The organism is Burkholderia sp. Ac-20353 (assembly GCF_017104785.1).
Classification (GTDB): domain Bacteria; phylum Pseudomonadota; class Gammaproteobacteria; order Burkholderiales; family Burkholderiaceae; genus Burkholderia.
In genome coordinates, this window is record NZ_JAAGPL010000040.1 from 37,752 (window position 1) to 57,270 (window position 19,519).

At 66.8% G+C, this 19,519-nt stretch carries 16 protein-coding genes and 1 rRNA gene; 12 read left to right on the plus strand and 5 right to left on the minus strand.

The features are described 5' to 3' along the window. Window positions 1–75 precede the first annotated feature (75 nt). Window positions 76–1,383: an MFS transporter gene (locus G3N94_RS14580; protein WP_205793139.1), complete on the minus strand. Its 1,308-nt coding sequence runs from the start codon at window positions 1,381–1,383 to the stop codon at window positions 76–78. Between the two features lie 414 nt (window positions 1,384–1,797). Further along, window positions 1,798–2,934, minus strand: a complete 1,137-nt coding sequence (locus tag G3N94_RS14585) for a branched-chain amino acid ABC transporter substrate-binding protein (protein ID WP_205793141.1) — start codon at window positions 2,932–2,934, stop codon at window positions 1,798–1,800. A 513-nt stretch (window positions 2,935–3,447) separates the two neighbouring features. Between G3N94_RS14585 and G3N94_RS14590 the strand changes: the two genes are divergently transcribed. After that, window positions 3,448–4,242, plus strand: a complete 795-nt coding sequence (locus G3N94_RS14590) for an AraC family transcriptional regulator (RefSeq protein ID WP_205793143.1) — start codon at window positions 3,448–3,450, stop codon at window positions 4,240–4,242. A gap of 112 nt (window positions 4,243–4,354) precedes the next feature. On the opposite strand, the gene G3N94_RS14595 is transcribed toward G3N94_RS14590, so the two are convergent. Both G3N94_RS14595 and G3N94_RS14600 read right to left on the minus strand, forming a co-directional pair. Continuing rightward, window positions 4,355–4,621, minus strand: coding sequence for a hypothetical protein (locus G3N94_RS14595; RefSeq protein ID WP_205793145.1), 267 nt, complete (start codon window positions 4,619–4,621; stop codon window positions 4,355–4,357). Window positions 4,622–4,894: 273 nt separating this feature from the next. Further along, window positions 4,895–6,787: a sugar phosphate isomerase/epimerase and 4-hydroxyphenylpyruvate domain-containing protein gene (locus G3N94_RS14600; protein ID WP_205793147.1), complete on the minus strand. Its 1,893-nt coding sequence runs from the start codon at window positions 6,785–6,787 to the stop codon at window positions 4,895–4,897. Between the two features lie 253 nt (window positions 6,788–7,040). Here G3N94_RS14600 and aroQ point away from each other — a divergent pair, with 253 nt between their 5' ends. From aroQ to G3N94_RS14615, 3 genes are read left to right on the plus strand one after another with little or no spacing between them, the layout of a single operon-like run. Continuing rightward, window positions 7,041–7,496: a type II 3-dehydroquinate dehydratase gene (gene aroQ / locus G3N94_RS14605; RefSeq protein ID WP_205793149.1), complete on the plus strand. Its 456-nt coding sequence runs from the start codon at window positions 7,041–7,043 to the stop codon at window positions 7,494–7,496. Continuing rightward, window positions 7,493–8,347, plus strand: coding sequence for a shikimate dehydrogenase (locus G3N94_RS14610; RefSeq protein WP_205793151.1), 855 nt, complete (start codon window positions 7,493–7,495; stop codon window positions 8,345–8,347). Before aroQ ends, G3N94_RS14610 begins: the two co-directional genes overlap by 4 nt. Window positions 8,348–8,388: 41 nt before the next feature. Continuing rightward, window positions 8,389–9,729, plus strand: coding sequence for an MFS transporter (locus G3N94_RS14615; protein ID WP_205793153.1), 1,341 nt, complete (start codon window positions 8,389–8,391; stop codon window positions 9,727–9,729). 58 nt (window positions 9,730–9,787) lie between these two features. Here G3N94_RS14615 and G3N94_RS14620 read toward each other — a convergent pair whose 3' ends face one another. Beyond that, the gene (locus G3N94_RS14620; RefSeq protein WP_205793155.1) at window positions 9,788–10,903 is read right to left on the minus strand and encodes a 2-aminoethylphosphonate--pyruvate transaminase; all 1,116 of its coding nucleotides are present in this window, start codon (window positions 10,901–10,903) and stop codon (window positions 9,788–9,790) included. A 256-nt stretch (window positions 10,904–11,159) separates the two neighbouring features. Here G3N94_RS14620 and phnS point away from each other — a divergent pair, with 256 nt between their 5' ends. From phnS to G3N94_RS14660, 8 genes are all read left to right on the plus strand, one after another. Further along, window positions 11,160–12,251: a 2-aminoethylphosphonate ABC transporter substrate-binding protein gene (gene phnS / locus G3N94_RS14625; protein ID WP_205793157.1), complete on the plus strand. Its 1,092-nt coding sequence runs from the start codon at window positions 11,160–11,162 to the stop codon at window positions 12,249–12,251. 28 nt (window positions 12,252–12,279) lie between these two features. After that, window positions 12,280–13,383 (plus strand): 2-aminoethylphosphonate ABC transport system ATP-binding subunit PhnT, encoded by a 1,104-nt coding sequence (gene phnT, locus G3N94_RS14630; RefSeq protein ID WP_205793159.1) that lies wholly within the window; start codon window positions 12,280–12,282, stop codon window positions 13,381–13,383. Further along, the gene (gene phnU / locus G3N94_RS14635; RefSeq protein ID WP_205793161.1) at window positions 13,361–14,296 is read left to right on the plus strand and encodes a 2-aminoethylphosphonate ABC transporter permease subunit; all 936 of its coding nucleotides are present in this window, start codon (window positions 13,361–13,363) and stop codon (window positions 14,294–14,296) included. Before phnT ends, phnU begins: the two co-directional genes overlap by 23 nt. Then, window positions 14,286–15,146 (plus strand): 2-aminoethylphosphonate ABC transport system, membrane component PhnV, encoded by an 861-nt coding sequence (phnV, locus tag G3N94_RS14640; protein ID WP_205793162.1) that lies wholly within the window; start codon window positions 14,286–14,288, stop codon window positions 15,144–15,146. The genes phnU and phnV overlap by 11 nt, the downstream gene beginning before the upstream one ends. Further along, window positions 15,143–16,450, plus strand: coding sequence for a phosphonoacetate hydrolase (gene phnA / locus G3N94_RS14645; RefSeq protein WP_205793163.1), 1,308 nt, complete (start codon window positions 15,143–15,145; stop codon window positions 16,448–16,450). Before phnV ends, phnA begins: the two co-directional genes overlap by 4 nt. Continuing rightward, window positions 16,447–17,901, plus strand: coding sequence for a phosphonoacetaldehyde dehydrogenase (phnY, locus tag G3N94_RS14650; protein ID WP_205793164.1), 1,455 nt, complete (start codon window positions 16,447–16,449; stop codon window positions 17,899–17,901). The genes phnA and phnY overlap by 4 nt, the downstream gene beginning before the upstream one ends. 4 nt (window positions 17,902–17,905) lie before the next feature. Then, entirely contained in the window at window positions 17,906–18,457 is a 552-nt protein-coding gene (locus tag G3N94_RS14655) for a phosphonate degradation HD-domain oxygenase (RefSeq protein ID WP_205793165.1), read from the plus strand. 467 nt (window positions 18,458–18,924) lie between these two features. Next, window positions 18,925–19,519 (plus strand): 16S ribosomal RNA (locus tag G3N94_RS14660); the annotation flags it as partial.

Here is a 19,519-nt window from a genome sequence, read left to right on the forward strand (position 1 = left end):
CGCATGGCGCATGGCGCATGGCGCATGCGTGCGGTCGTGCGCGGCGGCGGTTCGACGCCGCACGAACGACGCCGCTCAGTGCGGCCTGTCCTCCTTCGCATCCTTCGCGAACTGCACCGCGATCGCGCCGAGCAAGCAGATCGCCGTCACGTAGACGACCGGCGCGAGCGGGTTCGACTTCATCATCAGCGACACGACCACCGGCGTAAGCCCGCCGAAGATGGCATACGCGACGTTGTACGAGAACGAGATTCCCGAGAACCGCACGACGGCCGGGAAGCTCTTCACCATCACATAAGGCACCGCGCCGATCGTGCCGACCGCGAAGCCGGCGATCCCGTAGAAGAGCGGCAGCGTCGACGCGTCGGCCGCGACCTGCACGAACAGCAGGTAGTAGCACGCGGCCAGCACGAGGCCGCCGATGCCGAGTACGCGCTTCGCGCCGATCGCGCCGGCGAGCGAGCCCGCGGTGATGCAGCCGGCCGTCAGGCACAGCGTCGCGACGCTGTTCGCGAACAGCGTCGTCGCGGGCGTCAGGTGGAACTGCTTCTGCAGCAGCGCGGGCGTCATCAGGATCACGACGACGATCGCCGCGGACAGCATCCACGTCAGCAGCATCGACACGATCACCGCGCGGCCGTGGTCGCGCAGCACGGCCTTCAGCGGAATCTCGGCCGCCAGCGCCTTCTTCGCCTTCATCTCGGCGAACACCGGCGTCTCGTGCAGCCAGCGGCGCAGGTAGACGGAGAACAGGCCGAACACGCCGCCGAGCAGGAACGGAATGCGCCAGCCGAACGCGGCGACTTCGGCTGCCGAGTAGCGGCTGTTGATGCCTGCCGCGACGAGCGAGCCGAGCAGGATGCCGGCCGTGAGGCCCGCCGTCAGCGTGCCGCACGCGTAGCCGATGTGGCGCGACGGCACGTGCTCCGACACGAACACCCACGCGCCGGGCACCTCGCCGCCGACCGCCGCGCCCTGCAGGATGCGGAACAGCAGCAGCAACACGGGCGCGAGGATGCCGACCGTGTCATAGGTCGGCAGCAGGCCCATCAGCAGCGTCGGGACCGACATCATCAGCACGCTCAGCGTGAACATCCGCTTGCGGCCGACGAGGTCGCCGAAGTGCGCCATGATCACGCCGCCGAGCGGACGGGCAAGGTAGCCGGCCGCGAAGATGCCGAAGGTCTGCAACTGGCGCAACCAGTCGGGAATGTCGTGCGGGAAGAACAGCTGCCCGATCGCGGGCGCGAAGAACACGAAGATGATGAAGTCGTAGAACTCGAGTGCGCCGCCGAGTGCGGCGAGGCCGAGGGTCTTGTAATCGCTGCGCGTCAGCGCGCGCTCGGCGGCGCGCGGGACGCCGCTCAATTCGGAAGCTTGCATGGTCAGGACGATCGGTATTTGAATGTTGTTGTCGGTACTGCGTCTCCAGGGCCCGCTATCGGCATGCACTGGCTAAGGCGCGACCTGCGTCGTCGGAAGGTGTGTCGGGCGTCGGGTAGGCGCACCGGGCACGCGCCGTCGCACCGGGATGGGGTGCGGCGGGGACGATGCGTCAAAGCGGGTGGGAAGATTCTACAGGAGCGCGAAATGCGCGAGGACGGGCGCGGCTCGAGGGGGCCTTCGAGTCCGGCCGGGGCGATGCGCGCGCACGGGCGAACCCGTGCGCGTATTGCGGCAGATGCGGCGGCAGATGCGGCGGCAGATGCGGCGGCAGATGCGGCGGCAGATGCGGCGGCAGGTGCAGCGGCAGGTGCAGCGGCAGATGCGGCGGCAGATGCAGCGGCAGGTGTGGCGTCAGTTGCCGGCGATCGTGTCGACCGGCTTGAACGCGCCGTGCTCGACCTTGTAGATCGTCACCGGCGCATCCTTCAGGTCGCCCTTCGCGTCGTACGCGACGCTGGGGGCCGACACGCCCTTGATCGACACCTTGCCTAGATACGGCGTATAGACCTTCGGGTCGGTCGAGTTCGCGTCCTTCATCGCGCTGAGCAGCGCGATCGTGCCGTCATACGAGTACGGCGAGTAAGTGATCACGTCTTCGTTGAAGCGCGCCTTGTAGCGCGCCGCGAAGCCGGCGAAGCCCGGCATCTTCTCCTTCGGCAGCCCGCCCATGTAGACGATCGCGCCTTCGGCCGCATCGCCGCCGACCTTCAGGAACGTCGGCGAGCGCGACATCTCGCCGGTCACGAACGCGGCCTTGATCCCGAGCTGGCGCATCTTGCGGATCATCGGCGACGATTGCGCATCGCCGCCGCCGTAGAAGATCGCGTCGGGATTCATCCCCTTCAGGTTGGTCAGGATCGCGGAGAAATCGAGAGCCTTGTCGTTCGTGAAGTCGCGCTTGATGATCGTGCCGCCGGCTGCCTGCACGGCCTTCGCGAATTCGTCGGCGATGCCCTGGCCGTACGCGGTGCGGTCGTCGATGATCGCGATGCGCTTGAAGTGCAGGCTCTTCACCGCGTACGTGCCGACGATGCGGCCCGCCTGCGCGTCGCTCGTCAGCAGCCGGTAGGTTGTCTTGTAGCCGCGCGCGGTGTATTGCGGCGACGTGGCCATCGAGATCTGCGGCAGCCCGGCGCGATCGTACAGGTCGGACGCCGGGATGCTGGTGCCCGAGTTGAAGTGGCCGATGACGCCGCTGACGTTGTCGTCGATCAGCCGCTGCGCGACGGTCGTGCCGGTGCGCGGGTCGGCCTGGTCGTCCTGCGAATCGAGCTGGAACGTGACCGGCTTGCCGCCGATCGTCGGATGCGTCGCGTTGAAATCCGCGATCGCCAGTTGCACGCCTTTCTGCATGTCCGTGCCGTAGTTCGATTGCGGGCCGGTGAGCGGCGCGGCGAAACCGATCCTGACGACGTCGGCGGCGCTGGCGTGGGCGCCCGACAGTGCGCAGGCGACGGCCAGCGCGACGTGCGATACCTTCAGCTTCACTTTCACTTCCCCTTGATGGCGTGGTTGGGCCCGCGCCGGAACGGGGCCGGCGGCGGTGAACCGGGCGAGACGCGTCGGCTGCGCGGCGCACGCAACGGTCGTGCCGCGCGTCGCGCCCCGGTTCGCCAGTCCCTGATCGGCCGGTTATGCCGAAATCGGCGTGCCGGGTGGCGAATTCGGCATCCGATGCGGGTCGCATGTCGGGATGGCCGTCGGTCGTCTCGTGACCGTGAAGCAAGTCTAGGTAGCGAAAATGCGAGCGTCTTGCGCGTTCCGAGCGCGGGCGGCGACGATTTCGGCATATCGTCGATAACCCTGATATATGCCGAAATCGTCATTCCGCGTGCGCACGCGCGCCAAGACGCGGCGCAGCGGTGTTTTTACGATGGTGGGCTTCCGCGGCACGGTTGCCGCGCGTTCCTGCGCCAGCACCAGCGCCCGTACCTGCGCGACATGCGCCGGGGTGCGCTCCTATAATCGACGCCATCAGCCACTCGCCACGCGGATGCCGGGATGACGACATTTCCAGCCGTACCGCCGATGAGCCTGTCCGATACGTTGTGCTACCAGCCTGACAACGCCGACTTCGGCGCGATGCTCGCGCATTTCCGCCTGCTCGAACCCGTGCTCGACGCGCTGCCGGACGTCGCGTTCTTCGTGAAGGACGCGGACGGCCGCTACGCACTCGTCAACCGCACGCTGGCGATGCGCTGCGGCTACAAGGACAAGCGCGACCTGCTCGGCAAGACGACCGACGAGGTGTTCCCGCGCCGGTTCGGCCGCGGCTACTTCGAGCAGGACATGGCGACCATCAACGCGGGCCACCAGCTGATGGACCAGCTCGAACTGCACCTGTACCCGGGACGCCAGCCGGGATGGTGCCTGACCTGCAAGGAGCCGCTGCGCGATGCGGCGGGCAAGGTGGTCGGTCTCGCGGGCATTTCGCGCGACCTGAAGGCGCATGAGGGTTCGCATCCGGCCTACAGCAAGCTCGCGGACGTGGTCCAGTACATCCAGGATCATTATGTGCAGCCGCTGAACCTGAAACAGCTCGCGCAGATGGCGGGAATGTCGGTCGCGCAGCTCGAGCGCTATTTCCACAAGGTGTTCCACCTGACGCCGCGCCAGGTGCTGCTGAAGACGCGGCTCGACGCGGCGACCGCGCTGCTCGTCACGCACGACAAGGTGACCGACGTCGCGGCGCTATGCGGGTACACCGATCACAGCGCGTTTACACGCCAGTTCAAGGCGACGGTCGGCGTGACGCCGACGGAATACCGGCTGACGCTGCAGGAAAGGGCGGGATGAGACGACGCGCGCCGGCGGTGGCCGGCGCGGCGGATTGAATGAGAGGCGGCGAACTACGGCGAACGACAGCGAACTGCAGGGAACCGCAGCGAACGACGGTTGCCGCGGCGGATCAGCGGTAGCCGAGTCCCTTCAGGACGGCCGTGCCGTTTTCCGTCAGGCGGAAGCTCGGCGGGGTGTCCGCGTCCGCGCGCACCATTTCGACCAGGCCTGCTTCCTGCAGTCCGGGCAATTCGGGTTTCGCGTTCGCGCCGATCGGCGCGTGCAGCAGCACGAGCAGCGTTGCGATCTCGTGATGGCTGAGCAGGCGGCGCAGCATGGTTTTCGGTTTGGCAGGGGGGGTAGCCGGGCAGCCGGCCGGTGCTTCTACGGCGCTCATTGCTTTCCTCCTATTCGACGGATTCTTCGGATTCGAGTGCGGATGGTGCCGTCGAAGACTTAAACGATTCTTAAAACGCCCCGATCGTTGACCGGCCGCGACGGGCTGGTGGTTACAGCATGTAACGGCGCGGCGGCGGCTTTGCGAACCGGATCGCCGGAAGCCGCTTCAGGCGGGCGTCCGACAGCACAAACGCCAGCGTAGTGCATGCGTTGACGATTCGCCAGACAAATAAACGATGACCTTTCGTCGCACCCGGTTTTTCCCCGTCCCTTATTTCCTCCGCTGTGCCTGCGCCGCGAGGCGAACGGCCGCGTTCGTGGCGCCGTAACCGTCGTAGCCGCCGCGCCGCTCGACGATCTCCAGCGAGAAACGGTTGTCGACCAGTTCCGTATACGCATGCAGGAACTCGCCGCCGTGCTCGTCGCGGTCGTACAGCAGGTGATGGGTGCTCAGCGTGTCGATCAGGTCGTCGGGCAGCGCATAGCGTGCGGCGAGATCGTCGTAATAGTTGCGCGGGATGCGCAGGAACGGCACGCCGTCGGCCGCGAATTCGGCGACCGTCTTCACGATGTCGTCGGTGCGGAACGCGACATGGTTCAGGCCGGTGCCGTGATACCGGTCCAGCGATTCGGCGACTGCGGTGTGGCGGTCGACCGACGCGTTCAGCGCGATCCGCACCGAGCCGTCCGCGCTGCGCACCGCGCGGCTGCGCATCAGCCCGTACGGGTCCGGCACGAGCCAGCTGCGCTCGGCCTCGAAGCCGAATGCCGTCTTGAAGAACAGGATCCACGTGTCGAGCGCGTCGGCCGGCAGCGCGAGGCACACGTGGTCGATGCCGGTCAGCGGACCCACTTCGCTCGGGCCGTCGATATCGGTCAGCACGAAGTCGGATTCGTACAGCGTCGGCGCGTTCGGCGTCTCGTCGACGAAGTACTCGAGGCTGCCGTCCGGTGCCTTCACGCTCGGCAGCACGCGTTCGTTCGGGCCGACGCGCCCGGAAAACGGCGCATAGTCGAAGCCTGCCGCGCGTTCGAACGCGACGTTCGCGTCGTCGACGCGAAACGCCGACGCGCACAGCGACAGCCCGTGCTGCTGGAAGAACGCGTCCGCGAACGAGTCGCGCTCCGCGTTCAGCACGATCGACGCCGCGCCGTGCTGGAACAGCGTCACGTCCTTCGAGCGATGGCGGCCCGCGAGGCGGAAGCGCATCTTGCCGAGCCACTCGCCGACATTGGCCGCTGCCTGCGCGTCGACCGCGAATTCGATGAACTGGAAGCCGACGTGCGCGGGCGGCGCGGGCGGTGCGAACAGCGGCTGGCCGGCGCCGGGCGTGCGCTGGTCCCGCGCGAGCTGCGCGCGCGTCTGCTCCTCCAGATAGAGCAGCGAGCGGTGCCCGTCGGCCGCGGTGATGGCAGTCGGCGCCGCGCGGAAGCCGTCGTTGAAGATCTCGAGCGACAGCGGCCCCGTATAGCCGGCCTCGATCACGCGCGCGGTGAAGCGCGCGAGGTCGAAGTCGCCCTGGCCGGGGAACGAACGGTAATGGCGGCTCCATTCGAGGACGTCCATCGCGAGCTTCGGCGCGTCGGCGATCTGCACGAACGCGATCCGGTCGCCGGGGATGTCGGCGATTGCGTCCGGCGAGTCGTCGAGCGACAGCGTGTGGAAGCTGTCGAGCGCGAGGCCGAGGTGCCGGTTGTTCACCGCATTCACGAGCCGCCACGCATGGCCATACGTCTTCACGACCCGCCCCCACGCGAGCGCTTCATACGCGGCGACGACGCCCGCCTGCTGCGCGGCCTCGGCGAGCGCGCCGAGCTGGTCGACGAGCAGCGTGTCGTCCGCGATCGTGTCCGGCGACACGTTGCTGCAGACGAGGATGCGGTCGGTGCCGAGCGCATGCATCACGTCGAACTTGCGCCGGATGCGGTCGAGATTGCGCGCGAGCTGTGCGGGGCTCACGCCCTCGAAGTCGCGAAATGGCTGGAACAGCACGATGTCGAGACCGAGATCGGCGGCCATGTTCCGCACGTCGGCGGGCGACCCGTCGAAATAGACGAGGTCGTTCTCGAAGATTTCGACGCCGTCGAAACCCGCGGCCTGGATGGCGGCGAGCTTTTCGGCGAGCGTGCCGGACAGGGACACGGTGGCGATCGAGCGCTGCATGGGCAAATCCTGCTAAGAGGCGGGACGGCACCGGCTGGACTCGACCCTGAATGAACCAGTCATGGAGTCCATGGAGCGCGCCATATCCCGAATTTACTAGGGTGATTGGACGAATTATACAAACTAACTAGGTGGTACAAATTAGCGAAAACCCGAAAAGACATTGCGCTTGCGCAAGCGCACACTGGCGCCGAATCTTGACGTGTAGGGGCGAAGTCGCTAGTGATTCGCCCCCGTTTTCGGAGCAACTGACATGAGCAAGCGCAAGGTACTGGTGCTGAACGGCCCGAACCTGAATCTGCTGGGGACGCGCGAACCCCACATCTATGGAGCGGAAACGCTCGCCGACGTCGCGCAGCGTTGCCGCGACGCGGCAGACGGGCTCGGGCTCGAGGTCGACTTCCGCCAGTCGAACGCCGAGCACGAACTGATCGACTGGCTGCACGCGGCGCGCCACGACACGGACGGCGTCGTGATCAACCCGGCCGCGTACACGCACACGTCGGTCGCGCTGGCCGATGCGCTGTCGGCGATCGCGAAGCCGGTGATCGAGGTCCACATCTCGAACGTGCACCGCCGCGAGCCGTTTCGCCACCACTCATACGTGTCGGCGGTCGCCGAGGCCGTGATCTGCGGATGCGGCACCGAAGGCTACGTATTCGCGCTGCAGCGCATGTCGACCATTCTTTCGCAAGGAGCCAGGCAATGAGCCGCCCGTCGTTTCTGATCGGCCTGATCGGCCAGGGTATCGGCGGGTCGCTGTCGCCCGCGATGCACGAAGAAGAAGGATTCCGCCAGGGATTCGGCTATGTCTACCGGCGCATCGACCTCGATGCGCTCGGCCTGACCGTCGACGCGCTGCCGCAATTGCTCGCGGCGGCCGAACAGATGGGCTACACGGGCCTGAACATCACGCACCCGTGCAAGCAGCGCGTGATCGAGCACCTCGACGCGCTGTCCGACGACGCGCGCGCGCTCGGTGCGGTCAACACCGTGCTGTTCAAGGACGGCAAGCGGATCGGCCACAACACCGACTGGTCGGGCTTCGCGAAGTCGTTCCGGCGCGGGCTGCCGGGCGTGTCGCTCGAACGCGTCGTGCAGCTCGGCGCGGGCGGCGCGGGGGCGGCGGTCGCGCACGCAGCGTTGCAGATGGGTGCGGCCGAACTGGCGATCTTCGATGTCGACGCGACGCGCGCCCGCGCGCTCGCCGAAGAACTGCAGCAGCGTTTCCCGGCCGCCAGGGTCACGCAGGGGAACGACCTCGCGACGACCGCGCGGGCGGCCACGGGCCTGATCCACGCGACCCCGACCGGCATGACGAAGCACCCGGGCCTGCCGCTGCCGGCCGAGCTGCTGCATGCGGGGATGTGGGTAGCCGACATCGTGTACTTCCCGCTCGAAACGGAGCTGATCCGGACGGCGCGCGCAGCAGGTTGCGCGACGCTGCCGGGCGGCGGAATGGCGGTCTACCAGGCCGTCGACGCGTTCGAGATCTTCACCGGACGCACGCCCGACGCCGAACGGATGTTCGATCACTTTCAATCGCTCGTTGCGCGCTGATCCTTTTTAGATTCAGAGAAAGACGAGACCAGGAGACGACCATGCAGCACACCACCCACACGAACACCGCGCCGGTCCAGCCGGCGCAGGCGGCCGGCACGGTCCGGCGCACGTCGGCGCGCTACAGGATTCTCGCGCTGCTCGCGATCGGCACGATGATCAACTATCTCGACCGCACGGTGCTGGGGGTGGCTGCGCCGCAGCTCACCAAGGAGCTCGGCATCAACGCAGCGGTGATGGGCATCATGTTCTCCGCGTTCTCATGGACGTACGTCGCGATGCAGGTGCCGGGCGGCCTCTTCCTCGACCGCTTCGGCAGCAAGATCACCTATTACTGGTCGATGACGCTGTGGTCGCTGTGCACGCTGCTGCAAGGCTTCGTGCCCGGCGTCGCGACGCTGCTCGCGTGCCGCCTCGGCCTCGGCATCGCGGAAGCGCCGTGCTTCCCGACCAACAGCCGCGTGGTCGCGACGTGGTTCCCGCAGAACGAGCGCGCGATGGCGACCGGCACCTACACGGTCGGCGAGTACATCGGCCTCGCGTTCTTCAGCCCCGTGCTGTTCGCGGTGATGGGCGCGTTCGGCTGGCGTTCGCTGTTCTGGATCGTCGGCGCGATCGGCATCGCGTTCGGTCTCGTCTGGTGGAAGCTCTACCACGAGCCGCGCAACCATCCGGGCGCGAACAGCGCGGAACTCGAGTACATCGAAGCGGGCGGCGGCCTCGCGCACGGCGCGAAGAAGGACGACCGGCCCGAGCAGGCGAAATTCAGCTGGCGCATGGCCGGCCAGCTGCTGAAGAAGCGCCAGCTCGCGGGCATCTGCCTCGGCCAGTTCGCCGGCAACTCGACGCTCGTGTTTTTCCTGACCTGGTTCCCGACCTATCTCGCGACCGAGCGCCACATGGGCTGGCTGAAGATCGGCTTCTTCGCGGTGATGCCGTTCATCGCCGCGTCGGTCGGCGTGATGTTCGGCGGGATCTTCTCCGACTGGCTGCTGCGCCGCGGCAAGTCCGCGAACCTCGCGCGCAAGCTGCCGATCATCGCGGGCCTGCTGCTCGCATCGACGATTATTCTCGCGAACTACGTGCAGAGCAACGAAGCGGTGATCGCGATCATGTCGGTTGCGTTCTTCGCGCAGGGGATGGCCGCGCTCGGCTGGACGCTCGTGTCCGACATCGCGCCGGACGGCCTGCTCGGCGTGACGGGCGGCATCTTCAACTTCGCGGCGAACCTCGCCGGCATCATCACGCCGCTCGTCGTCGGCTTCATCGTCGCGTCGACCGGCTCGTTCGTCGGCGCGCTGGTGTTCATCGGCGTGATCGCGCTGATCGGCGCCGCGTCGTACATCTTCGTCGTCGGCGACATCAAGCGGATCGAGCTGTAACGCGTTTCAAGTCGAAGTGAGTCGGGCCCGGCGGTGCGAACCGCCGGGCCCTTTTCGCTTAAGCGCGGTGCTGCGAGATCCCGAGCGATTCGACCGCTTGCGCGATCGCGGCGACCGCACGGCGCACGTCGTCGGCATCGATCGCGCCGATGCAGCCGACCCGGAACGTCTCGAGCTGCGTGAGCTTGCCGGGGTACAGGATGAAGCCCGCATCGCGCACCGCGTCGTAGAAGCGCCGGAAGTCGTAGGCCGGATCGGCCGGCGCGTGGAAGGTCACGATCACGGGCGCCTGCACGCTTGCGTCGAGGAACGGCGCGAAGCCGAGCGCGCGCATCGATTCGATCAGCGTCCGGCAATTCGCCGTGTAGCGCGCGCCGCGCGCAGGCTGACCGCCTTCGGCGAGGAACTGGTCGAGCGCGGCGCGCAGCGCGGCGACCACGTGCGTCGGCGGCGTGAAGCGCCACTGGCCGGTCTTGCGCAGGTACGCGTATTGATCGTACAGATCGAGCGCGAGCGACCGCGAGTTGCCTTCGCTCGCCTCCAGCGCGTCGCGCCGCGCGATCACGAAGCCCATGCCCGGCACGCCTTCGAGACACTTGCCGCTCGCGGAGATCAGCGCGTCGATGCCGCTGCCGTCGAGCGTGATCGGCAACGCGCCGAACGAGCTCATCGCGTCGACGATCAGCCGCTTGCCGTGCCGGCGGCACAGGGCGGCGATCTCGTCGAGCGGGTTCAGGATCCCGGCGCTCGTCTCGAGATGCACGAGCGCGACGTGCGTGATCCGCGGTTCGCGCGCGAAGGCCGCTTCGATCGCGGCCGGATCGACGGCCGCATCCTCGCCGAACGGCAACGCGACCGCGTCGATGCCGAGCCGGTCGAGAATCTTCAGCACGCGCGCGCAGTACGCGCCATTGTCCGGCACGAGCACGACGCCGTCGTGCGGCACCAGCGTGCCGAGCGCGGCTTCGACCGAGAACGTGCCGCTGCCCTGCATCGGCACGCAGACATATTCATTGGCGCCGTGCGCGATGCCGACAAGGTCGGTGCAGACGCTTTCGGTCAGACGATTGAACGCGGCATCCCACGATCCCCAGTCGTGTTGCATCGCGTCGCGCGTTGCCGCGGAGGTGGTCAGCGGGCCGGGGGTAAGCAGGATCGGATCGGGGGTGGACATCGGGTTTTCTCCAGCAAAGAGTCGGACGGAGCGCCGGTTTTCGGCTCCGGATGATGTGTATGATATTGGCAAATTGTGTCATTTTTTGGAAATTTGAGTGGTCGTCACGGGTTTGTCATCGAACGCTGTGATCCTTCGGTTGCCGCACGAGACCGCATCGGTCGGGGCGGCGACGAGGCGGGCCGGCTGGCGGTTCGCCCGGATAACAGGAGCCGGTTGTGCCGGCCGTTTGCTGTTCCGTCTACGGAGAAGTCAGATGACACTGCAGAATTCCTCGCGCGCCGCTGCCGGCGCGTTCCGCAAGCTTGCGCTGGCCGCCTGTGCCGCCGGTCTGCTGCAAGGCGCCGCACTGCCGGCGCACGCGGCGAACGCTGTCGTGCTGTATACGGCGGACGGCCTCGAGAACCTCTACCGCGACGTGCTGCCGGCGTTCGAGAAGAAGGAAGGCGTCAAGGTCAACATCGTCACGGCGGGTAGTGGCGAAGTCGTGAACCGCGCGAACGTCGAGAAGAATTCGCCGAAGGCCGACGTGATCGTCACGCTGCCGCCGTTCATCCAGCAAGCCGGCCAGATGGGCCTGCTGCAGCCGTACCAGAGCGTCAACTACAAGAACGTGCCGGCGATCGCGAAGGCGGAAGACGGCACCTGGGCGACGTTCGTGAACAACTATTTCTCGTTCGCGATCAACCCGGAAATCGTGAAGCAGCAGCCGAAGACGTTCGCCGACCTGCTGTCGCCGAACTACGCGGGCAAGGTTGCGTACTCGAACCCGGCAACGGCCGGCGACGGGATGGCCGTACTGATCCTGACGACCACGCTGATGGGCGAGGACAAGGCGTTCGACTACCTCGCGAAGCTGTCGCAGAGCGTGAAGTTCCACACGAAGGGCACGGGCTACCTGAACGTGCTGCTGTCGCGTAACGAGATCAGCGTTGCGAACGGCGACCTGCAGATGGATCTCGACGACGCCGAGCACGGCGGCCTGTCGGTCAAGCCGATCTTCCTCGCGGCGAAGGACGGCGACCAGCCGACGACGTTCCAGCTCCCGTACGGCATCGGCCTGATCAAGGGCGGCCCGAACCAGGACGTCGGCAAGAAGCTGATCGACTACCTGATGTCGACGGACGTGCAGTCGAAGGTGCCGGACATGTACGGCATCCCGGGCCGCACCGACGTGCCGCTCGCAGGCAAGAACGGCGAGGCGGTGAAGCGCGCGATCGCGGGCGTGAAGCTGATTCCGGTCGACTGGACCCAGGTGATGGCGAAGAAGCCGGTGTGGCTGGAGCGCTGGAAGAAGGACGTGATCGGCAGCTCGGGCAAGCAGCTCGACGTCGTCAAGCCGAAGTGATCGGCGCACGCCGCCTGCAATTGAAAGGATGAAAACGGTGGAAACCGCCATGACCCATCCCGGCGCATTCGGCGCCGCCGGACCGCATGCCACGCAGCGGTCCGGCGCGCCGGGCGGCGTGCAGATCGAGCACCTGAGCGTGCGCTACGGCGCACGTACGGTGCTGGACGATCTGACGCTGTCGATTGGCGCCGGCGAATTTTTGACCGTGCTCGGCAAGAGCGGCTGCGGCAAGACCACGCTGCTGCGCTTCATCGCCGGGTTCGTGAAGGCCGACGGCCTGACCGGCACGCTGACCGTTGCCGGGCGTGACCTGACCTATGCGCCGCCGCACAAGCGCAATCTTGGTCTGCTGTTCCAGAACTACGCGCTGTTCCCGCACCTGTCGGTGTTCGAGAACGTCGCATTCGGGCTGCGCGCGCGGCGGATGGCGTCCGCCGAAGTGACGCGTCGCGTCGCCGACGCGCTGAAGCTCGTCCAGCTCGGCGACGCCGGCCATCACATGCCGGCGCAGCTGTCGGGCGGGATGCAGCAGCGCGTCGCGCTCGCCCGCGCGCTCGTGATCGAGCCCGACGTGCTGCTGCTCGACGAGCCGCTGTCGGCGCTCGACGCCAACCTGCGCGCGTCGGTGCGCAGCGAACTGAAGGCGCTGCACGAGCGCCTGCCGAACCTGACGGTCGTGTGCGTGACGCACGACCGCGACGATGCGCTGGTGCTGTCCGATCGCGCGCTGTTGTTGCGCGACGGCCACGTCGCCCAGCTCGGCACGCCGCAGCAGCTTTACGACACGCCGCAGAACGGCTATGTCGCGCGCTATCTCGGCCCGGCGAACCTGCTGCCGCCGCGCGTGATCTTCCCGCTCGGCGATCCGCGTTACGAAGTGCGCGACAAGGTCGCATGCGTGCGGCCGGAGCAGTTGACCGTCAGGCCGCTCGCGGCGGGCGGGCTGCACGGCACGGTTGCGTCGGTCGAATGGCAAGGCGCGGAGCTGTCGATCGCGGTCGTGATCGACGCGGCGCCGGACGAGCCGGTGCGCGTGACGATGCAACGCGGCCGCGGTGCGGCGCCCGAGCGCGGCGCGCGAGTTTCCCTGCATTGCGAGGCAGACGATGTCGTCCTTATCGAGCCCTGATGCGAGCCCTGATGCCCCGCTGTCGCCGCAGGCGCTCGCGTCGGCCGCCGCGCATGCCGCGGCCGCGCGTCGCCGCAAGCGCGCCGGCGACTTGCACCTGATCCTGCTGGCGGTTGCCGTGCTCGGCCCGCTCGTCGTCTATCCGCTCGTGCAGCTCGTGCTGCTGAGCCTGAGCGGCGATCACGGCCTGAGCTTCGCCGCGTACCGAAGCTTCTTCGGCAATCCCGACACGCGCAACGTGCTGCTGACGACGCTCGGCGTGCTGTTCGCGAGCGCCGGCACCGCGTCGCTGCTCGGCGTGCTGCTCGCGGCGCTGCTGTTCTTCAGGCCGTTCCCGGGCGCGTCGCTCGTCACGCGCTTCCTGGAGCTGTACGTCGCGTTCCCGTCGTTCCTGGTCGCGTTCACGCTGATCTTCCTGTACGGCTCGCAAGGCTCGGTCAGCATCGCGCTGCAGCAGGTGTTCCATCTCGACCAGCCGCCGCTCGACTTCCTGTTCGGCTTCGGCGGCGTGATTCTCGCGCAGACCATGTTCTATACGCCGTTCGTCGTGCGGCCGACGCTCGCGTCGTTCGCGACGCTCGACCTGCGGCTGATCGAAGCGGCGCGCAGCCTCGGGGCGTCGGGCTGGATGCTCGCGCGGCGCGTCGTGCTGCCGATCGCGTGGCCCGGGATCGCCGCCGGTACGGTGCTGTGCTTCCTGCTGACGCTGAACGAATTCGGGATCCTGCTCGTGCTGGGCAGTGCGAAGCTCGTCACGCTGCCGGTCGCGATCTACAGCAGCGCGACCGTCGATCTCGACCTGCCGACCGCGTCGGCTGGCGCGGTCATGATGCTCGCGCTGTCGCTGGCGCTGTATGCGGTCTATCGCCGGGTGAACCGGCGTGCGACGGGAGGGACGAACGATGTCCGCTGAATACCGGATCGGGCACCGCGTGCCCCGCCACCAGATCGGCTGGACCGACACGCTGCTCAAGCATGCGTCGCGCATTGCGCTCGCGCTCGCCGCGTTCGCGTGCTTCTGGCTGTTTGTGCTGCCGGTGGTCGTCGTCGCGCTGTCGAGCGTGTCGACCCGCTGGTCCGGCACCATCCTGCCGGCCGGCTACAGCCTGCGCTGGTTCGCGCAGCTCGGTTCGCAGGAATACGGCGCGCTCGCGACGAGCCTCGAGATCGGCTTCGGCGTCGCCGTGATCGGCACGATCCTCGGCCTGTGGCTCGCACTGGCGCTCGAAGGGCGCGACCGGCGCGGCATCGGCGCGGTCGTCGACGCGCTGGTGATGGTGCCCAACGGCGTGCCGAGCGTCGTGCTCGGGCTCGCGGTGCTGATCGCGTATCACCAGAAGCCCGTCGACCTGTCGAGTTCGGCCGCGATCGTCGTGCTCGTGCAGCTCGCGCTGATTCTGCCGTTCTGCTATCGCTGCGCGGCGGCCGCACTGCGCCCGGAACTGACGGTGTTGCGCGAAGCGGCGGCCAGCCTTGGTGCGCCGCCCGCGATGGTGCTGCGGCGCGTGCTGGTGCCGCAGATCGTGCCGGCGCTGCGCGCGAGCCTCGCGCTCGGCTTCGCGCTGTCGCTCGGCGAGCTCGGGGCGACGCTGACCGTCTACCCGCCCGGCTTCGCGACCGTGCCGATCGTCGTGATCGGCCAGGTGGAGCGTGGCTATTACCTGCCTGCGTCGGCGCTGTCGCTGCTGATGCTCGGCGCGTCGCTCGCGGCGCTGTTGCTGATCGCTGCGCGTGTGCCGCGCGGCCGGAGGGCTGCATCATGAACGCGGCGTTTTCGTTGCGGGTACCCGGCACGCCTGAGGCAGCCGGTGCGGCGTCGGGCACGCAGCCCGCGCATGTCGACGTCAACGGCCGGCGCTACCGGCTGCCGTCGGAGCCGACCGTCGTCGTGTGCGTCGACGGCTGCGAGTACGACTATCTGGAGCAGGCGGTGGCGGCGGGCGTCGCGCCGTTCATCGGCCGGATGATCGCGGAAGGCACCGCATGGCGCGCGGATTGTGTCGTGCCGACGTTCACCAACCCGAACAACCTGTCGATCGTCTGCGGCGTGCCGCCATCGGTGCACGGGATCTGCGGCAACTACTTCTGGGACCCGGACGCCGACGGCGGACGCGGCGCCGAGGTGATGATGAACGATCCCGCGTACCTGCGGGCCGGCACGCTGCTCGCGGCGGCGTCCGACGCCGGCGCGCGCGTGGCGGTCGTGACCGCGAAGGACAAGCTGCGCCGGCTGCTCGGCTGGCAGATGCGCGGCATCTGCTTTTCCGCGGAGAAGGCCGCGCAGGCGAATCTCGCGGAGAACGGCATCGACGACGTGCTCGACTGGGTCGGCCTGCCGTCGCCGGATGTCTATAGCGCGGCGCTGTCCGAATTCGTGTTCGCCGCGGGCGTGCGGCTCGCGCAGACCCGGCAGGTCGACCTGATGTACCTGTCGACGACCGACTACGTGCAGCACAAGTGTGCGCCCGGCAGCGATGGCGCGAATGCGTTCTACGCGATGATGGACCGCTATCTCGCGCAGCTCGATGCGCTCGGCTGGGTGATCGGCCTGACCGCCGATCACGGGATGAACGCGAAGCACGACCCGGTGACGGGGCGGCCGAACGTCATTTATCTGCAGGATGCGTTCGACGGCTGGTTCGGTGCCCAGGCCGCGCGCGTGATCCTGCCGATCACCGATCCGTACGTCGTGCATCACGGCGCGCTCGGCTCGTTCGCGACCGTCTACCTGGCGGCGGGTGTCGACCGGGCGGACGCGATGTGGCGGATCGGCGGACTCGACGGCGTCGAACTCGTGCTCGACAACGCGGAAAGCGCGGCGCGCTTCGAGCTGCCGACCGACCGGATCGGCGATCTGGTCGTGATCGCCCGCCGCGACACGACACTCGGCACGCGCGAGCGCGAGCACGACCTGTCGGGCCTGACCGTGCCGCTGCGTTCGCACGGCGGCGTGTCGGAGCAGGAGGTGCCGCTGTTGTTCAACCGTCGTGTCGAGCGGGACGATCCCGAGCGACGTCCGCGCAATTTCGACGTCTTCGATTTCGCGCTGAACCGGATCGCATCATGACGTCGCGCAACCGGCAAGACCACCCGGCGTTTCGCGCCGAGGCGCTGCGTTGGTGCGGCGAACGCGCGATGCGCGAGCGGAGCTTCGACGTCGTCGATCCGTATTCGGCGCAGCGCGTCGGCACGGCACCGCTCGCGAGCGTCGATGATGTCCGCGCGGCGTTCGATTACGCGGTCGGGTATCGGCCGAGCCTCACGCGCTACGAGCGTTCGCAGATACTCGAGCGCGCGGCGGCGCTGCTGCGCGAGCGCGTCGAGCAGGCGTCGGACCTGATCACGCTGGAATCCGGGCTGTCGAAGCAGGATTCGCGCTACGAGATCGGCCGCGTCGCGGACGTGCTGAAATTCGCGTCGGTCGAGGCGCTGCGTGACGATGCGCAGAGCTTCTCGTGCGACCTGACTCCGCATGGCAAGGCGCGGCGCGTGTTCTCGCAGCGCCAGCCGCTCGACGGGGTGATCGTCGCGATCACGCCGTTCAATCATCCGATGAACCAGGTCGCGCACAAGGTCGCGCCGGCGATCGCGACGAACAACCGGGTGATCGTGAAGCCGTCGGAGAAGGTGCCGCTGTCGGCGTTCTATCTGGCCGACCTGCTTTATGAAGCCGGCCTGCCCGAGCCGATGCTGCAGGTGCTGACCGGCGACCCGCGCGAAATCTGCGACGAATTGCTGACGCATCCGCACGCGTCGCTGATCACGTTCACCGGCGGTGTTGCGATCGGCAAATACATTGCCGCGAAGGCGGGCTACCGGCGCGTCGTGCTGGAACTGGGCGGCAACGATCCGCTGATCGTCCTCGCGGACGCCGATCTCGACCGTGCGGCAACACTCGCGGCGCAGGGTTCATACCGCAACTCAGGCCAGCGCTGTACGGCCGTCAAGCGGATTCTCGTGCAGCGCTCGATCGCGCCGGCGTTCACCGATCTGCTGGTCGACAAGACGCGCGCATGGACGTACGGCGATCCGTTCGACCCGGCAAACGAGATGGGCACGGTGATCGACGAGGCCGCCGCGCGACTGTTCGAGGCGCGCGTCGACGAGGCGGTTGCGCAGGGCGCCCGCCTGCTGACGGGCAACGTGCGGCGCGGCGCGCTGTATTCACCGACCGTGCTCGACTGCGTCGATCCTGCGATGACACTGGTGCGCGAGGAGACCTTCGGCCCCGTGTCGCCCGTGATCGCGTTCGATACCATCGACGACGCGATCCGGATCAGCAACGGCACCGCATTCGGGCTGTCGTCGGGCGTTTGCACCGACAGCGCGGAAGCGATCGTGCGTTTCGTCAACGAATTGAGCGTCGGCACCGTGAACGTATGGGAAGTGCCGGGCTACCGGATCGAGCTGACGCCGTTCGGCGGGATCAAGGATTCGGGTTTGGGCTACAAGGAAGGCGTTCAGGAAGCGATGAAGAGCTTCACGAACCTCAAGACCTTCTCGCTGCCATGGGGATGATGGGATGGCTTTGACGCTTGAAGAGATTCGCGGTCTGTATCAGGAGCTTGGTCACACGGCCTACAGCGGGGAGCCGGTCACGCAGCTCGAGCATGCGCTGCAAAGCGGGCTGCTCGCGGAAGAGGCAGGCGCGGACGATGCGCTGGTCGCGGCCGCGTTCCTGCACGATCTCGGCCATTTGCTGAATCGCCAGGGCGAGACGCCGAGCGCGCGCGGCATCGACGATCTGCATCAATACTATGTGCTGCCGTTCCTGCGGCCGATCCTGCCCGATGCGGTGCTGGAGCCGATCCGGCTGCACGTCGACGCGAAGCGCTGCCTGTGCCGGATCGACGCCGGCTACTACGACAGCCTGTCGCCGGACTCGGTGCGCAGTCTCGCGCTGCAGGGCGGGATCTTCAGCGACGCGGAAGCCGACGCGTTCCTGCAGCGCCCGTACGCGGAGGATGCGCTGCGCCTGCGGCGCTGGGACGATACGGCAAAGGTCGAGGGGAAGCCGACGCCCGACCTCGATCACTATATGGAGATCGTCGCGCGGCTGGTTCACGCGGACTGACGGTTCGTCGGTTTATATAAAAGGCGTCGCACGCGGTAGCGTGCGACGCCTTTTAACATTTATTTCACAAACCCCTTGCGCATGCCGGGGCCGATGCCTACAATCACGCCTCTTTCGCGCTAACGGCAACGCGGCGCGGGAGAAGGGGAAGGAAGATGAACCCCGCAGTCGCAACGAGGTAGTAAAAAGTTGTTGACGAACTGCGAAACAGTGTTCATAATCTCATTTCTCTGCTGCTGAAAACGCAGCGCTGCTGAGAAAGCCAAGCTTCTCGCAGTAACGCTCTTTAAAAATTAACAGCCGATAAGTGTGGGCGCTTGATGACAGCGAGCCCGGTCCTCGGATCGGGATAGCAAAAGTATCAAGAGTCTCACACTAAAGTAAGTCAGGTTTATGAAGCAATTCATATGACCTGTCAGCTTTGAGTGAGCGACCGGTTCGAAAGAACCGAAAACAGTAACAGGTTTGAACTGAAGAGTTTGATCCTGGCTCAGATTGAACGCTGGCGGCATGCCTTACACATGCAAGTCGAACGGCAGCACGGGTGCTTGCACCTGGTGGCGAGTGGCGAACGGGTGAGTAATACATCGGAACATGTCCTGTAGTGGGGGATAGCCCGGCGAAAGCCGGATTAATACCGCATACGATCTACGGATGAAAGCGGGGGACCTTCGGGCCTCGCGCTATAGGGTTGGCCGATGGCTGATTAGCTAGTTGGTGGGGTAAAGGCCTACCAAGGCGACGATCAGTAGCTGGTCTGAGAGGACGACCAGCCACACTGGGACTGAGACACGGCCCAGACTCCTACGGGAGGCAGCAGTGGGGAATTTTGGACAATGGGCGAAAGCCTGATCCAGCAATGCCGCGTGTGTGAAGAAGGCCTTCGGGTTGTAAAGCACTTTTGTCCGGAAAGAAATCCTTGACCCTAATATGGTCGGGGGATGACGGTACCGGAAGAATAAGCACCGGCTAACTACGTGCCAGCAGCCGCGGTAATACGTAGGGTGCAAGCGTTAATCGGAATTACTGGGCGTAAAGCGTGCGCAGGCGGTTTGCTAAGAC

Excerpts from the sequence above, each read along its gene's own strand:
- phnA (WP_205793163.1), top strand. The coding sequence starts at position 15,143 with ATGAACGCGGCGTTTTCGTTGCGGGTACCCGGCACGCCTGAGGCAGCC.
- G3N94_RS14595 (WP_205793145.1), bottom strand. The coding sequence starts at position 4,621 with ATGAGCGCCGTAGAAGCACCGGCCGGCTGCCCGGCTACCCCCCCTGCC.
- G3N94_RS14590 (WP_205793143.1), top strand. The coding sequence starts at position 3,448 with ATGACGACATTTCCAGCCGTACCGCCGATGAGCCTGTCCGATACGTTG.
- phnV (WP_205793162.1), top strand. The coding sequence starts at position 14,286 with ATGTCCGCTGAATACCGGATCGGGCACCGCGTGCCCCGCCACCAGATC.
- phnT (WP_205793159.1), top strand. The coding sequence starts at position 12,280 with ATGAAAACGGTGGAAACCGCCATGACCCATCCCGGCGCATTCGGCGCC.
- aroQ (WP_205793149.1), top strand. The coding sequence starts at position 7,041 with ATGAGCAAGCGCAAGGTACTGGTGCTGAACGGCCCGAACCTGAATCTG.
- G3N94_RS14580 (WP_205793139.1), bottom strand. The coding sequence starts at position 1,383 with ATGCAAGCTTCCGAATTGAGCGGCGTCCCGCGCGCCGCCGAGCGCGCG.
- G3N94_RS14610 (WP_205793151.1), top strand. The coding sequence starts at position 7,493 with ATGAGCCGCCCGTCGTTTCTGATCGGCCTGATCGGCCAGGGTATCGGC.
- phnY (WP_205793164.1), top strand. The coding sequence starts at position 16,447 with ATGACGTCGCGCAACCGGCAAGACCACCCGGCGTTTCGCGCCGAGGCG.
- G3N94_RS14615 (WP_205793153.1), top strand. The coding sequence starts at position 8,389 with ATGCAGCACACCACCCACACGAACACCGCGCCGGTCCAGCCGGCGCAG.
- G3N94_RS14600 (WP_205793147.1), bottom strand. The coding sequence starts at position 6,787 with ATGCAGCGCTCGATCGCCACCGTGTCCCTGTCCGGCACGCTCGCCGAA.
- G3N94_RS14655 (WP_205793165.1), top strand. The coding sequence starts at position 17,906 with ATGGCTTTGACGCTTGAAGAGATTCGCGGTCTGTATCAGGAGCTTGGT.
- phnS (WP_205793157.1), top strand. The coding sequence starts at position 11,160 with ATGACACTGCAGAATTCCTCGCGCGCCGCTGCCGGCGCGTTCCGCAAG.
- phnU (WP_205793161.1), top strand. The coding sequence starts at position 13,361 with ATGTCGTCCTTATCGAGCCCTGATGCGAGCCCTGATGCCCCGCTGTCG.
- G3N94_RS14620 (WP_205793155.1), bottom strand. The coding sequence starts at position 10,903 with ATGTCCACCCCCGATCCGATCCTGCTTACCCCCGGCCCGCTGACCACC.